The sequence below is a fragment of the Sulfitobacter sp. SBS6 genome (assembly GCF_048285585.1).
Taxonomy (GTDB): domain Bacteria; phylum Pseudomonadota; class Alphaproteobacteria; order Rhodobacterales; family Rhodobacteraceae; genus Sulfitobacter; species Sulfitobacter pontiacus.
Map to the genome: position 1 here is coordinate 434,878 of NZ_JBLWBA010000008.1, position 13,132 is coordinate 448,009.

The 13,132-nt window shown below is 62.5% G+C and carries 13 protein-coding genes; 9 read left to right on the forward strand and 4 right to left on the reverse strand.

Annotated elements, in window-relative coordinates:
- Nucleotides 1–48: 48 nt before the first annotated feature.
- The 5 genes from ACNQ62_RS15865 to ACNQ62_RS15885 are packed head-to-tail and all read left to right on the forward strand — an operon-like array spanning nt 49 to nt 4,413.
- A complete protein-coding gene (locus tag ACNQ62_RS15865) occupies nt 49–729 on the forward strand; it encodes an SURF1 family protein (protein WP_418095250.1) in 681 nt (226 codons plus the stop codon).
- Between the two features lie 5 nt (nt 730–734).
- Nucleotides 735–2,123, forward strand: coding sequence for a threonine synthase (thrC, locus tag ACNQ62_RS15870; protein WP_009826137.1), 1,389 nt, complete (start codon nt 735–737; stop codon nt 2,121–2,123).
- The gene (locus tag ACNQ62_RS15875) at nt 2,120–3,382 is read left to right on the forward strand and encodes a M16 family metallopeptidase (protein WP_005851699.1); all 1,263 of its coding nucleotides are present in this window, start codon (nt 2,120–2,122) and stop codon (nt 3,380–3,382) included. The genes thrC and ACNQ62_RS15875 overlap by 4 nt, the downstream gene beginning before the upstream one ends.
- Entirely contained in the window at nt 3,382–3,966 is a 585-nt protein-coding gene (locus tag ACNQ62_RS15880; protein WP_005851700.1) for a GNAT family N-acetyltransferase, read from the forward strand. The genes ACNQ62_RS15875 and ACNQ62_RS15880 overlap by 1 nt, the downstream gene beginning before the upstream one ends.
- 9 nt (nt 3,967–3,975) lie before the next feature.
- Nucleotides 3,976–4,413, forward strand: a complete 438-nt coding sequence (locus tag ACNQ62_RS15885; RefSeq protein WP_418095251.1) for a VOC family protein — start codon at nt 3,976–3,978, stop codon at nt 4,411–4,413.
- 69 nt (nt 4,414–4,482) lie between these two features.
- On the opposite strand, the gene ACNQ62_RS15890 is transcribed toward ACNQ62_RS15885, so the two are convergent.
- Complete coding sequence (locus ACNQ62_RS15890; protein ID WP_005851702.1) at nt 4,483–5,082, reverse strand: GcrA family cell cycle regulator; 600 nt, start codon at nt 5,080–5,082, stop codon at nt 4,483–4,485.
- 432 nt (nt 5,083–5,514) lie between these two features.
- Between ACNQ62_RS15890 and ACNQ62_RS15895 the strand changes: the two genes are divergently transcribed.
- The 3 genes from ACNQ62_RS15895 to ACNQ62_RS15905 all read left to right on the forward strand — a co-directional run bounded on the left by ACNQ62_RS15895 (nt 5,515) and on the right by ACNQ62_RS15905 (nt 8,666).
- Nucleotides 5,515–6,690 carry an aspartate aminotransferase family protein gene (locus ACNQ62_RS15895; RefSeq protein ID WP_289085514.1) on the forward strand — a complete coding sequence of 392 codons (1,176 nt, stop codon included), beginning with the start codon at nt 5,515–5,517 and terminating at the stop codon, nt 6,688–6,690.
- Nucleotides 6,691–6,765: 75 nt separating this feature from the next.
- Entirely contained in the window at nt 6,766–7,671 is a 906-nt protein-coding gene (gene argF, locus ACNQ62_RS15900; protein WP_418095252.1) for an ornithine carbamoyltransferase, read from the forward strand.
- Complete coding sequence (locus tag ACNQ62_RS15905) at nt 7,668–8,666, forward strand: 2-dehydropantoate 2-reductase (RefSeq protein ID WP_418095253.1); 999 nt, start codon at nt 7,668–7,670, stop codon at nt 8,664–8,666. Before argF ends, ACNQ62_RS15905 begins: the two co-directional genes overlap by 4 nt.
- A gap of 25 nt (nt 8,667–8,691) precedes the next feature.
- On the opposite strand, the gene ACNQ62_RS15910 is transcribed toward ACNQ62_RS15905, so the two are convergent.
- On the reverse strand, nt 8,692–10,173 hold the full coding sequence (locus ACNQ62_RS15910; protein WP_009826144.1) for an inorganic phosphate transporter: 1,482 nt from the start codon (nt 10,171–10,173) through the stop codon (nt 8,692–8,694).
- Between the two features lie 87 nt (nt 10,174–10,260).
- Nucleotides 10,261–10,719, reverse strand: coding sequence for an NUDIX hydrolase (locus tag ACNQ62_RS15915; RefSeq protein ID WP_005851707.1), 459 nt, complete (start codon nt 10,717–10,719; stop codon nt 10,261–10,263).
- Between the two features lie 153 nt (nt 10,720–10,872).
- Between ACNQ62_RS15915 and gndA the strand changes: the two genes are divergently transcribed.
- Complete coding sequence (gene gndA / locus ACNQ62_RS15920) at nt 10,873–12,300, forward strand: NADP-dependent phosphogluconate dehydrogenase (RefSeq protein ID WP_418095254.1); 1,428 nt, start codon at nt 10,873–10,875, stop codon at nt 12,298–12,300.
- Between the two features lie 9 nt (nt 12,301–12,309).
- Here gndA and truA read toward each other — a convergent pair whose 3' ends face one another.
- On the reverse strand, nt 12,310–13,098 hold the full coding sequence (gene truA, locus ACNQ62_RS15925) for a tRNA pseudouridine(38-40) synthase TruA (RefSeq protein WP_340244719.1): 789 nt from the start codon (nt 13,096–13,098) through the stop codon (nt 12,310–12,312).
- Between the last annotated feature and the right edge of the window lie 34 nt (nt 13,099–13,132).

Here is a 13,132-nt window from a genome sequence, read left to right on the forward strand (position 1 = left end):
TTTGCATTGCCGCCACCCGTTCACGGGTGCCAACCTCAAGAGAGCTTTATGCGTCGTACGCTATTCCTGCTGATTGTCGGCCTTGGCGGGGCTGCTATCCTGATCTGGCTGGGCGTTTGGCAGATCCAGCGGCTGGCGTGGAAAGAGGCGATCATCGCCGACATCAACACCCGCATCGCCGCCGCCCCCGTCGACCTGCCCCCTACCGTCAACGCCGAGGATGACGCCTATTTGCCCGTCGCGGTGACCGGTGCCTATCGGGCAGGCGAGGTGCATGTGCTTGTGTCCCAGAAAGACGTCGGCGCAGGCTACCGCGTCATCGCGCCTTTCACGCTAGAGGATGGCCGCCGCATCATGGTCGACCGCGGCTTTGTCCTGACGACGGACAAGGACGCCCCCCGCGCTTTGGGCCCCGCGACGGTGACGGGCAATCTGCAATGGCCGCGCGAAACCGATAGCTTCACCCCCGAGGCCGACCTGAAGGGCAACATCTGGTTCGCCCGCGATGTGCCGGATATGGCGCAAACGCTTGGCACCGAACCGGTTCTTCTGGTTGCGCGCAGCAGCACGCCTCAGCCAGCGGGGATCAGCCCGTTGCCCGTTGATACCGCCCGTATTCCCAACGACCACTTGCAATATGCCATCACTTGGTTCTCTCTTGCCGCGATCTGGCTTGGGATGAGCCTGTTCTTCTTGCGCCGCCGCCGCGCGCCCAAAACCGAAAGCTGACCCTTATGCGTTATGTCTCCACCCGTGGTTCCGCCCCCGTTTTGTCGTTCGAAGAGGCGCTGCTGACCGGCCTCGCCCGTGACGGCGGTCTGTATGTGCCCGAAACGATCCCGACGCTTGGCACCGATGAGCTGCGCGAGATGGCCACGATGTCCTACGAGGATGTCGCCTTTCGTGTGATGAAACCCTTTGTCGGCGACACATTCAGCGACGATGAATTCAAGGCACTGATCGCCAAGGCCTATGCGGGCTTCAACCACAAGGTGCGCGCGCCGCTGGTGCAGCTTGAACAGGGGCACTTCCTGCTCGAACTGTTCCACGGTCCCACGCTGGCGTTCAAAGACTTTGCCATGCAGTTGATCGGCCACATGTTCCAGGCCGTTCTGTCGCGCAAGGGGGAACGGGTGACCATCGTCGGTGCGACCTCGGGCGATACCGGATCGGCCGCGATCGAAGCCTTCCGCGGGCTGGATAACGTCGATGTCTTCATCCTCTTCCCCCACGGTCGCGTGTCCGAAGTGCAACGCCGCCAGATGACCACACCATCGGAAAGCAACGTGCACGCGCTGGCGCTGGACGGTGATTTCGACGACTGTCAGGCGCGCCTGAAAGACATGTTCAACGACCACGCTTTCCGCGACGGGGTGCAACTGGCAGGGGTCAACAGCATCAACTGGGGCCGCGTGCTGGCGCAGGTGGTCTATTACTTCACCGCAGGGCTCGCTATGGGCGCGCTGGACCGCAAGGTCAGCTTTACCGTACCCACGGGCAACTTCGGCGACATCTTCGCGGGCTATATCGCGCGCGAAATGGGCCTGCCGATTGCCGATCTGGTGGTTGCGACGAACCAGAATGACATCCTGCACCGCTGCCTGACCACAGGCGGCTACCACAAGGGCGAGGTTCATGCCTCTATCAGCCCATCGATGGATATTCAGGTCAGCTCCAACTTTGAACGCGCCTTGTATTTCGCCTACGGCCAAGACAGCGACGCGATCAATGCGCTGATGGGTGATCTGGCGAAGGGTGGGTTTGACGTGGGCGACAATGCCCTGCGCGACCTACAAAACACCTATAAATCCGGCCGCGTGTCCGAAGAGGAAACCAGCGAGACGATCAAGGCCTTCTACGCCGACACAAACGAACTGCTGTGCCCGCATTCTGCCATCGGGGTCCGCGTGGGGGCGGCCTTGCGTGATCCGGCGACGCCGATGATCACGCTGGCCACCGCGCATCCGGCCAAGTTCCCCGACGCGGTCGAAGCCGCCACAGGCCAGCGCCCGCCGCTGCCTGACCACATGGCCGATCTTTTCGACCGCGAAGAACGCGTGACCCGCGTGCCGAACGACCTTGAGGCGCTCAAGGATATCATTAAAGGGGGCATCGCTCAGTGAGCTTGCAACAACACCGCCTGTCCAACGGCTTTCGTATCGTAACCGAGCATATGCCGGGGCTTGCATCGGCATCTATCGGGGTCTGGGTTTCGGCGGGCGCGCGGCATGAGACGGCCACGCAAAACGGTATCGCGCATTTCCTTGAGCATATGGCGTTCAAGGGCACGGCCAAGCGCACCTCGTTGCAAATCGCCGAAGCGATCGAGGATGTGGGCGGCTATATCAACGCCTATACCTCGCGTGAAGTGACGGCATACTACGTGCGCGTGCTGGAAAATGACGTGTCGCTGGGGCTGGATGTGATCGCGGATATCTTGCGCAATCCCGTCCTTGATAATGGCGAGATCGAGGTAGAGCGCGGCGTGATCCTGCAAGAGATCGGTCAGGCGCTGGATACGCCGGATGATGTGATCTTTGACTGGTTGCAGGAAAAGGCATACCCCAACCAACCCATCGGGCGCACCATTCTGGGCCCGTCCGAACGCGTGTCGAATTTCAGCCGCGAAGACCTGTCGGGCTTTATCAGCCAGCACTACGGCCCCGACCAGATGATCCTCGCCGCCGCAGGGGCGGTGGACCATGACGAAATCGTGCGCCTTGCTGAACAGCTGTTCGGCGACATGCCCCCCAAGCCTCTCTTCGACGTGGATGCTGCCAAATTCAGCGGCGGTGAAGTGCGCCAGTTGAAACCGCTTGAGCAAGCGCATTTCGCGCTCGGGTTCGAAGCGCCCGGCTACCGCGCCGATGATATCTACGTCGCGCAGATCTATGCCTCTGCCCTGGGGGGCGGCATGTCGAGCCGCCTGTTCCAGGAGGTCCGCGAGAACCGCGGCCTGTGCTATACGATCTTCGCGCAGGCGGGGGCCTATGCCGATACGGGCATGATGACGATCTATGCTGGCACCAGCGGTGAACAGCTGCCCGAACTGGCGGGCATCACCATTGACGAGATGAAGCGCGCCGCCTCCGACATGTCCCCGGCCGAGGTTGCAAGGGCACGGGCGCAGATGAAGGCTGGGCTGCTGATGGGGCTGGAAAGCCCGTCGAACCGTGCCGAACGTCTGGCGCGATTGATCCAGATCTGGGACCGCGTACCCCCGCTGGAAGAGACCATCGCGCAGATCGACGCGGTCACCACAGGCGACGTGCGCGACTTTGCCCAGAATATCGCCGCCAGCGCCCCTGCGGCATTGGCGCTTTATGGTCCGGTAGACGGCGCCCCCACATTGGAAGAACTGCAGGAGCGTCGCGCTGCCTGATGCAACTGCTGAAACGAAAGCTTGCCATTGAAACCGAAAGGCTGACGTTGCGCCCTCCGGTGCATGCTGACTTCCGCCCCTGGGCCACCCTGCGGTCGGACAGCATCACCTACCTCACCCCGTGGGAGCCATCTTGGGCACCGGATCACCTGTCGCGCAAAGCCTTTACCAATCGGGTCTACTGGGCCAACCGGTCGGTCTCTGCGGGGACGGCGCTGCCGCTGTTCCTGATCCGCCGCAAGGATAACATGCTGATCGGGGCGATCACGCTGGATAATATCCGCCGCGGCCCGGCACAGGCGGGCACCTTGGGGTATTGGACCGGTGAACAATTCGCCCGCCGCGGCTATATGCGCGAAGCGATCGAGGCGACGGTGCACCACGCCTTCACCCGCCTGGACATCAGCCGCGTTGAGGCCGCCTGCCTGCCCGAGAACATCGCCTCGCGCGGGTTGCTGGAAAAGACCGGTTTCAAATACGAAGGCGTCGCGCAAAGCTATCTGCAAATCGACGGGCGCTGGCGGACCCATGTGCTTTATGCGCAGTTGCGCGGGGACCGACGGGGCAAGACCGCAGCGGGGTAGGGGTTTCTTATGATCGCTTATGTTACTGTCGGGGCAGACGACCTTGCACGTGCCAAACGCTTCTATACGGCTTTCCTGCCAGCCTTGGGTTATGCCTTGACCGAAGGTCCCGAGGGCTTGAGCTTTGTGTTGCCACAGGCTGCGGGGCACCCCGTGGCCTTGCCAGATTTCTACGTCAAACCGACCTTTGATGGCGCGCCGGCTTCTGCTGGCAACGGGTCGATGATCGCGTTCGAAGCAACCAACCAGGCACAGGTGCGCGTGCTACACGCCGCAGCGCTGGCCGCGGGCGGCAGCGATGAGGGCCAGCCGGGGTTTCGCGCCACCTATGGTCCGCGCTTCTACGTCAGCTACCTGCGCGACCCCCAAGGCAACAAGATCGCGTTGTTCTGTGATAATCCGGCAGAGCCGGGCAGGGACGATCCCCCCCCTGCGCCGACGCGTTGATATGAAAAAGGCCAGACATCGCTGTCTGGCCTTTCGTTACTCTGATGTCCGCAGCGGCTGACTGGCAGCTTAGCGGCGGCGGTCGCGCCGCGCGCTCATCGGTTGGAAGGCGACGCCGACGTGTGCCTCGCAATAGGGCTTGCCCTGCTGTACGGGCAGACCGCAGAACCAGAAATCATCCGTTGCAGGGTCACCGACGGGCCATTTGCAGGTCCGCTCTGTCAGGTCCATCAGGCCGATCTTCTTCGACTTTTTCTCGACCTCGCTCACCTTGGCAAGCGCTTCCGGGCTGATCTCGTTCGCGGAGGGCTGCGGCGGCAGCGGCTGACCGGCGGGAATGATCTTGGCGCGCGCGGGCAGGTTGGGGCGGGGCGCTGGCGCGGCCTCTGCCGGTTCCGGCTCTGCGGCTTCGGGGGCGGGTTCAGCCTTGGGCTTGGCGGCTGCGGCGGGTTTCGCGGCGGGCTTGGCCTTGGCTTCCGGTTTGGCCGCCGCAGCAGGGGCGGCGGCGGGCGCTGCGGTTGCGGTCCGGTTGGACAGCCCCAGACGATGCACCTTGCCGATCACGGCATTGCGGGTCACACCGCCCAACTCCTTTGCAATCTGGCTTGCGGATTGGCCCTCGCCCCACATTTTCTTCAGGATCTCTACGCGGTCATCGGTCCAAGACATTTGGCGTCCTTAGCTAACAAGCGGCCCTTCTCAGGACCGCCGTGGAAAAATCTCAAGCCCCTATACTAATCACTGACAGCTTGGGTGCAAGGCGCGAACGGGCGATTGGGGCGGCAGCGGCGGCAAACGCTCCCTTAAAACCACAGCAAAGCAGCCCCGGCACCGTTCGTGCGACAGATTGCGGCGATCGCGCGCCAATTTTTGCTTTGCAAGCCGCGAAAAGCTGCTTATGCAAACGGCATGATCAACCGTTCGATATCCTCTTTGCGACGACGCCAAGGCTAATTGGCGACACCGGCCCCTGACACGGGGGGCACGGCATTGATCTTTTGCGACATAAATTGCGTCGCACCCCTTCAAATCTTATTGACCCTCTCCGTCACACATGGCCTTTTGTGCCTTTGATGCGGCCAACCCATAAGGATGATCCTGATGATCCCATCTGTTCTGCCGACCTATTCACGCGCCCCCCTGAGCTTTGTCAAAGGCGAAGGGTCCTGGTTGATTGAGCAAGACGGCCGCCGATTTCTGGATCTGGGCGCAGGCATTGCGGTGAACGCGCTTGGCCATGCGCACCCCGCGCTGGTGGCGGCGCTGACCGAACAGGCGGGGCAACTTTGGCATACCTCGAACCTCTACGAGATCCCCCAGCAACAGGAACTGGCCGACCGGCTGGTCGCGCTCAGCTTTGCCGATACGGTGTTTTTCACCAACTCCGGCACCGAGGCATGCGAGCTGGCGGTCAAGATGGCGCGCAAGTATTTCTACGACAAGGGCCAGCCCGACCGGACCGAGATCATCACCTTCTCGGGTTCGTTCCACGGGCGATCTTCTGCCGGGATCGCGGCGGCAGGATCCGAGAAAATGACCAAAGGCTTCGGCCCGCTGCTCCCCGGTTTCAAACATATCGAATTTGGTGATATGGAGGCGCTTGGCGCGGCGATCACCGATACCACAGCCGCCATCATGATCGAACCGGTGCAGGGCGAAGGCGGCATCCGTCCCGTGCCGGATGCGGACCTCAAACAGATGCGCGCGCTGTGCGAAACACACGGGCTGCTGCTGATCTTTGACGAGGTGCAATGCGGCGTGGGCCGCACCGGCAAGATGTTCGCCCATGAATGGGCCGGCGTCACCCCCGACATCATGATGGTCGCCAAAGGCATCGGCGGCGGTTTCCCCCTGGGCGCCGTGCTGGCTACAGAGAATGCTGCCTCTGGCATGACGGCGGGCACCCACGGGTCGACCTATGGCGGCAACCCGCTGGGCTGTGCCGTGGGCAATGCTGTGGTCAATATCATCGGCACAGACGCCTTTCTTGAGGATGTGAACCGCAAGGCCGGCCTGATGCGCCAAAAGCTCGAAGGGTTGGTCGCCAGCCACCCTGACGTGTTCGAAAGCGTGCGCGGCAGCGGGCTGATGCTGGGGCTGAAATGCAAAGCCACCAACAGCGATGTCGTCTCTGCGGGTTACCGTCACGAGGTTATCACAGTACCGGCGGCGGATAACGTAATCCGCCTGCTGCCCCCTCTCAATATCACCGATGAAGACATCGCCGAGGCCGTCTCCCGCCTTGATCAAGCCGCCAGCAGCCTTGCTGCCAGCTGACCTTCATTTTGCCCTATAAACTCCGGGGGGCCGGGGGGCTGGCCCCCCAACTCCCTAAAATTAAAAGAATACCCCATGAAACATTTTCTCGACATTCACCAAACCGATCCGGCTGACCTGCGCAGCATCATCGACAATGCCGCCACGATGAAATCGTCCCGTCTGGGCCGCCCCCGTGGTGCGCCGGATGATGAACAGCCGCTCAAGGATCACATGGTCGCGCTGATCTTTGAAAAGCCCTCGACACGGACGCGGGTCAGCTTTGACCTGGGCGTACGTCAGATGGGCGGGCAGACGATGGTGCTGTCTGGCGCAGATATGCAACTCGGCCACGGCGAGACCATCGCCGACACGGCACGGGTGCTCAGCCGCTATGTCGATCTGATCATGATCCGCACCTTCGAAGAGGCGACCCTGCTGGAGATGGCGGAATATGCCTCTGTCCCGGTGATCAACGGGCTGACCAACCGCACCCACCCCTGCCAGATCATGGCCGATATCATGACCTTTGAAGAGCATAGCGGCCCGATCAAGGGCAAAAAGGTGGTCTGGTCCGGTGACGGTAACAACGTCTTTGCCAGCTTCGCCCATGCAGCCAAAGCCTTTGATTTCGAACTTGTGTTTACCGGCCCACAGACACTGGACCCCGAGGCCGCGCTGAATGGCCTGTACACAACCGAGCGTGACCCGAACAAAGCGGTAGAGGGCGCGGATCTGGTCGTGACAGACACATGGGTGTCGATGCATGATCCGCAATCGGCGCGCGAACGTCGGCACAACCAGCTGCGCGGCTATCAGGTGAATGACGCGCTGATGGCCAAGGCAAAACCCGACGCGCTGTTTATGCACTGTTTGCCTGCGCACCGCGACGACGAGGTGACAAGCTCTGTTATGGACGGCCCAAGCTCGGTCATTTTTGACGAGGCTGAAAACCGGCTGCACGCGCAAAAGTCGGTCATGCGCTGGTGCTTGGGGAAATGAGCGACCGGCGGCCCATCGTTGTCGCGGGTGCGGGGGCGATCGGCTGCTTTGTGGGTGGCATGCTTGCCGCCCACGGTCGGGATGTCACGCTGTTGGTACGTCCCCGCGTGGCAGAGCAGATCCGCAAGCATGGTTTGCGGCTGACGGGGTTTGACGGGCTCGACCAGCAGGTGCCTGCCGCAAGCCTGACCCTCTCCCAGGACCCTGCCTGTCTTGCCGAGGCGGGGATCGTGCTGGTCACGGTCAAGACCGACGACACCGCCGACATCGCGCGGCTGGTGGCGCAGCACACGCCTGCGCTTTCGACCATTGTCAGCCTGCAAAACGGCCTCGACGCGGCCGAGATCCTGCACGAGGCCTTGCCGCTGCATGATGTACGCGGGGGCATGGTGCCTTTCAATGTCGTCCCCCATGGCGACGGGCGGTATCACCGCGCGACCAGCGGGGATATTTTCGTCGAAACGGGCCGGATGCCACTGGCGGGCTATCTGTCGGTGCCGGGGTTGCAGGTGACGGGGACGGGGGCGATCATCGGCGTTCAATGGGGCAAGCTGTTGCTGAACCTGAACAACGCGCTGAACGCCCTGTCAGGGCTGACCTTGCAGCAACAACTGCTTGACCGGCGCTGGCGGCGCGTGATGGCCGCCCAGATGGCCGAGGCGCTTGCCGTGCTGAAGGCTCATGGTATCCACCCTGCATCCTCTACGCCACTGCCCGCACAGCTGATCCCTTGGGTGCTGCGCCTGCCGACGCCGCTGTTCTCACGTGTCGCGGCCAAGATGCTGACGATTGACCCGATGGCGCGGACCTCGATGTCCTATGACCTAGAGGCGGGTAAACCGACCGAGATTGACGCGCTTCAAGGGCGGATCATCGCGATGGGGGCGCAGGAAGGCGTCGCCACGCCGCTGTGTCAGCGGGTCTCTGATCTGGTGAAAGAGGCGCAGGCGCGCGGTCCGGGGTTGCCCGATATGGACCCCTCGGACCTTCGCTAGACGGCAAGGCCATGCGCCGCAGCGCTTAGTTGACCAGCGCGTTCAGCCCCAGAAAGATCATCGCTGACATGGTTGCTGCCGCGGGGACAGTGATGACCCAGGCCGCGACGATGGTCATGAAGTGCGACCGGCGCACGAGTTTTCGGCGGCGGCGTTCCTCTACCGCGATGCGTTTGACCTGACCGGCTTTGGCACCGGGGCGACGCAGGCGGCGCTCCATATGCCATTCGCGGTAGAAGCCAACGCCAAAAACGCCCCCCACAGCGATATGGGTAGAGCTGACGGGCAGGCCCAGCCACGAGGCGATGATCACGGTGATCGCCGCAGAGAGGGCGACGCAATAGGCGCGCATCGGGTTCAGCTTGGTGATCTGGCTGCCCACCATGCGGATCAGTTTCGGCCCGAAAAGGAACAGCCCGAAGGAAATGCCGAAGGCCCCGATCACCATCACCCACATAGGGATAGAGACTTTGGCCTCGAACCCGCCGAACTCCGAGGCGTGGACGATCGCGGCAAGGGGCCCAACCGCGTTGGCGACATCATTGGCCCCATGGGCAAAGCTGAGCAGCGCTGCGGAAAAGACCAGCGGCAGGCCGAACAACACTTTGACGGATTTGTTACGGTTCTCCATCCCGACCGACGCGCGGCGGATGGCGGGGTAGGAAATGGCATAGGCCAGAACGCCACAGGCCAAACCGATTAACAGGGCAGAGCCCATGTTGATCTCGACGATCTTCTTGAGCCCCTTGAGCGCCAGATAGGTGGCAAAGACACCGGACATGACGCCAATCAGGATTGGCACCCAGCGACGCGAAGCTGCGATCTTGTCCTCTTGGTAGAGGATTTGCGACTTGATCAGCGCAAGGAACATCGCTGCGACAGCGCCGCCCAAGACGGGCGAGATGATCCAGCTAAGGGCGATCATACTCATCGAAGGCCAGTTCACTGCCGCCATCCCCGCAGCCGCGATGCCGGCCCCCATGACGCCGCCCACGACCGAGTGTGTGGTCGATACCGGCGCGCCCACCCATGTGGCCAGATTGACCCACAGGGCCGACGAGATCAGCGCGGCCATCATGGCCCAGATGAACACTTGGGAATCTGCGACCGACGCGGGGTCGATGATCCCTTTCGAGATGGTCGATACCACGTCGCCGCCAGCCAGAAGGGCACCGGCACTTTCGCAAATGGCAGCGATGATGATCGCACCGCCCATGCTCAGCGCCTTGGCCCCGACGGCGGGGCCCATATTGTTGGCAACGTCATTGGCCCCGATGTTCACCGCCATATAGGCCCCGAAGGCCGCAGCAGCGATCACCACATAGTTGGAAGGCTGCGCGCCAAAGAACAGACCGGCGACCAGCGCGGCCAATACGATGAAGGCAAGGGCAATGCCAAATCCGACCATAGGCCGCGCCACATAGGTCGCGGCCTGTTCCACCCGCGAGATGCGGTTCAGGTCAGAATCCAGTGTTTTCCACTGTTGGCCTTTGGGTCCGTCGGTCATTGCTGCCTCATTTTCTAAAACCATGCGCTCGTGGCACAGTGAAAACGGTTTCGCAAGGCCGCACGGGGGGCTATCGGGGCGTGGCGACTAGAGGTTCAGAAGGATTTCGCGCAAATCGGGCTCTGCCACCAGTTCGGCGGCTTCCTTCGGGGGCATCCAGCGGCGGGTGCGCATGTCAACCTCGGGGTATTCATCCTCGATGTGACGGACGCGGGTCAGGTAGACCTGTGCGATGACGGGCGTGGTCATCCCTTCGGACAGGCCCTTGTCATAGTCATAATACCCGATCGGTTCGCTTTCGATATCGGCCTTGGACACGCCTGCCTCTTCCCATGCTTCGCGCAGGGCGGCACCGGCCCCGTCCAGCCCGTCAATCGGCCAGCCTTTTGGCACGATCCATCGGCCGGTGTCACGGCTGGTGATCATCAGGACTTCTTTACCTTCGGGGGTTTCACGGTAGCACAATGCGGCGACCTGAATACGTTTGGGGCGGCGCCAGATGGGGAGGATCATACCCTCCCACGCGCGTTTGAGTTCATGTATCATAATTAAAACGTTAACCTGTAACTTCGTTGTTCTTGCTTTTATCCGGTCATCGTAGCTGAAAAAGAGACGAGAATCAATTTCACCCCCGCAAACCCTTGTGCAGCGGCGGTGTGCATCCCACTGTTTGATGGACCTTATAGGAGATTTAGCGCGATGGCCGCAGATTTAAAGACCGCAGATATTGGCGTTTATGGTCTGGGGACGATGGGCAGTGCGCTGGCGCTTAATCTGGCCGAGCAGGGGTTCCGTGTGGCGGTCAGCAACCGCGAAGCCGATTGGATCGCGCCCTTTCTGGAGGAGGCCGGACCGCTGGCGGGTCACCTCTCGGGCCACGCGACGCTTGAGGATTTTGTCGACAGTATCGCGCAGCCCCGCAGCATCTTGTTCATGATCCCGTCGGGCGCACCGATGGATGCGATGATCGACGCGGTGATGCCGCTGCTGGATGAGGGCGACACCATCATTGATGGCGGCAACGCCGATTTCCACGACACCCGACGCCGCGCCGCCGCCTTTGACGGTACGGGGCGGCATTTTGTCGGCATGGGCGTGTCGGGCGGTGAAGAGGGCGCGCGCCACGGCCCGTCTATGATGGTGGGTGGTACCGATCACAGCTGGACCCAGCTGCGCCCCATGCTCAGCGAGATTGCGGCCAAGTTTCAGGGCGCGCCTTGCGTCGATCATCTGGGGCCGGACGGGGCGGGGCATTTCGTCAAGACCGTGCACAACGGGATCGAATATGCCGACATGCAGATGATCGCCGAAGTCTACGGGCTGTTGCGCGACGCCGGTGGGCAAACGGCACCGCAGATCGGGGCGCTGTTTGAAAGCTGGCAGAAAGGGCCGCTCAGCTCTTACCTGATCGAGGTGTCTGCCGCCGCGCTGCAAACCGTGGATGCCGAGAGCGGGACGCCAATGGTGGATTTGATCCTTGATAAGGCGGGTCAGAAAGGCACGGGCCGCTGGACCCTGATCGAGGCGCTGAAGCTTGGCCAGTCGGCCAGCACGATCGAGGCGGCCGTCGGCGCCCGTGGCTGGTCCAGCGAGAAAGCCTTGCGGGTCGCGGCGGCGCCGCTCTTGCCGGATGCGGTGACCGGCGGCACGCTGCCCACCGAGGATGAGATGAAATCGGCGCTGCTGGCCGCGCGCATTCTGGGTCACGCGCAGGGGTTCCGTGTGTTGTCCGCCGCCTCTGACGAATTTGGCTGGCAGCTGGATATGGCCCGCATTGCAGAGATCTGGCGCGCGGGCTGTATCATCCGGTCAGCCTTGCTGGACGATCTGGCCGATGCGTTCCACGCAGGATTGCCCGAGGGGGCCTTGATCCTCGCCCCCGCCATCCGCGATATGCTGGGCGATCACCTTGCTGGCCTGCGCAAGACCGTCGCCGCCGGGGTGAGCCTGGGCGTGCCCATGCCCGCGCTAAGCGCGTCACTGGCGTGGTATGACAGCATCCGAACCGCACGCGGGTCCGCGAATTTGATTCAGGCGCAGCGCGACTTTTTCGGCGCGCATGGGTTTGAACGCGGCGATATCGCGGGGGCGCACCACGGGACGTGGAACGCGATCCGGCGCGACTAGGGCGCTGGTTTAACCGCGGCGCAGGGGCGATTGCGCGAAAGGGTCTGTCTCGTAGGTGACATGCGACAGATACAGACCCTGCGGCGGGGCGACGGGGCCGCAGGCTTGACGGTCCCGCGCAGCGAGCATGTGTTTCACATCGTCGGGCGCGAATGATCCGGCCCCGACGCGTTCAAGCGTGCCCACGATGCTGCGCACCTGATTGTGCAGGAATGACCGCGCGCGCACGTCGAACTGCACCTCGACACCGCCGCCGACGGGATGCTCTGTCATATCCACGCGGTCCAGCGTTTTGACCGGCGTTTGCGCCTGACAGATGGTCGAGCGGAAGGTGGTGAAATCATGCTCGCCGATCAGATGGGTCGCGGCCTCGCGCATGCGGTCGATGTCCAGCGGCTTCTTGACCTGCCAGACCAGCCCCGCCTGATGTGTCGCCGGAGGACGACGTACCAGCACACGAAACAGATACCGGCGTTCAAGCGCGGAAAAGCGGGCGTGAAAATCATCATCCACCGCGACGCAATCGACGATCGCAATGGGCAGTGGTTTCAGATGATAGTTGATCGCCTCGGACAGGCGGAACGGGGTCCAGTCACGTTCCATATCGCAATGGGCGACCTGCGCCAGCGCGTGGACACCGGCGTCGGTGCGCCCTGCGGCGGCGATGTTATGGGCGCGCGGTTCGATCTTGGCCAAAGCGTCCTCTATCGCGCCTTGGACCGACGCAAGGTCGATCTGGCGTTGCCAGCCGACAAAAGGTGCGCCGTGGTATTCGATTTTCAGGGCATAGCGTTGCATGGCGGGCGTTTACCCTGAGGGTGCCCATCTGGCA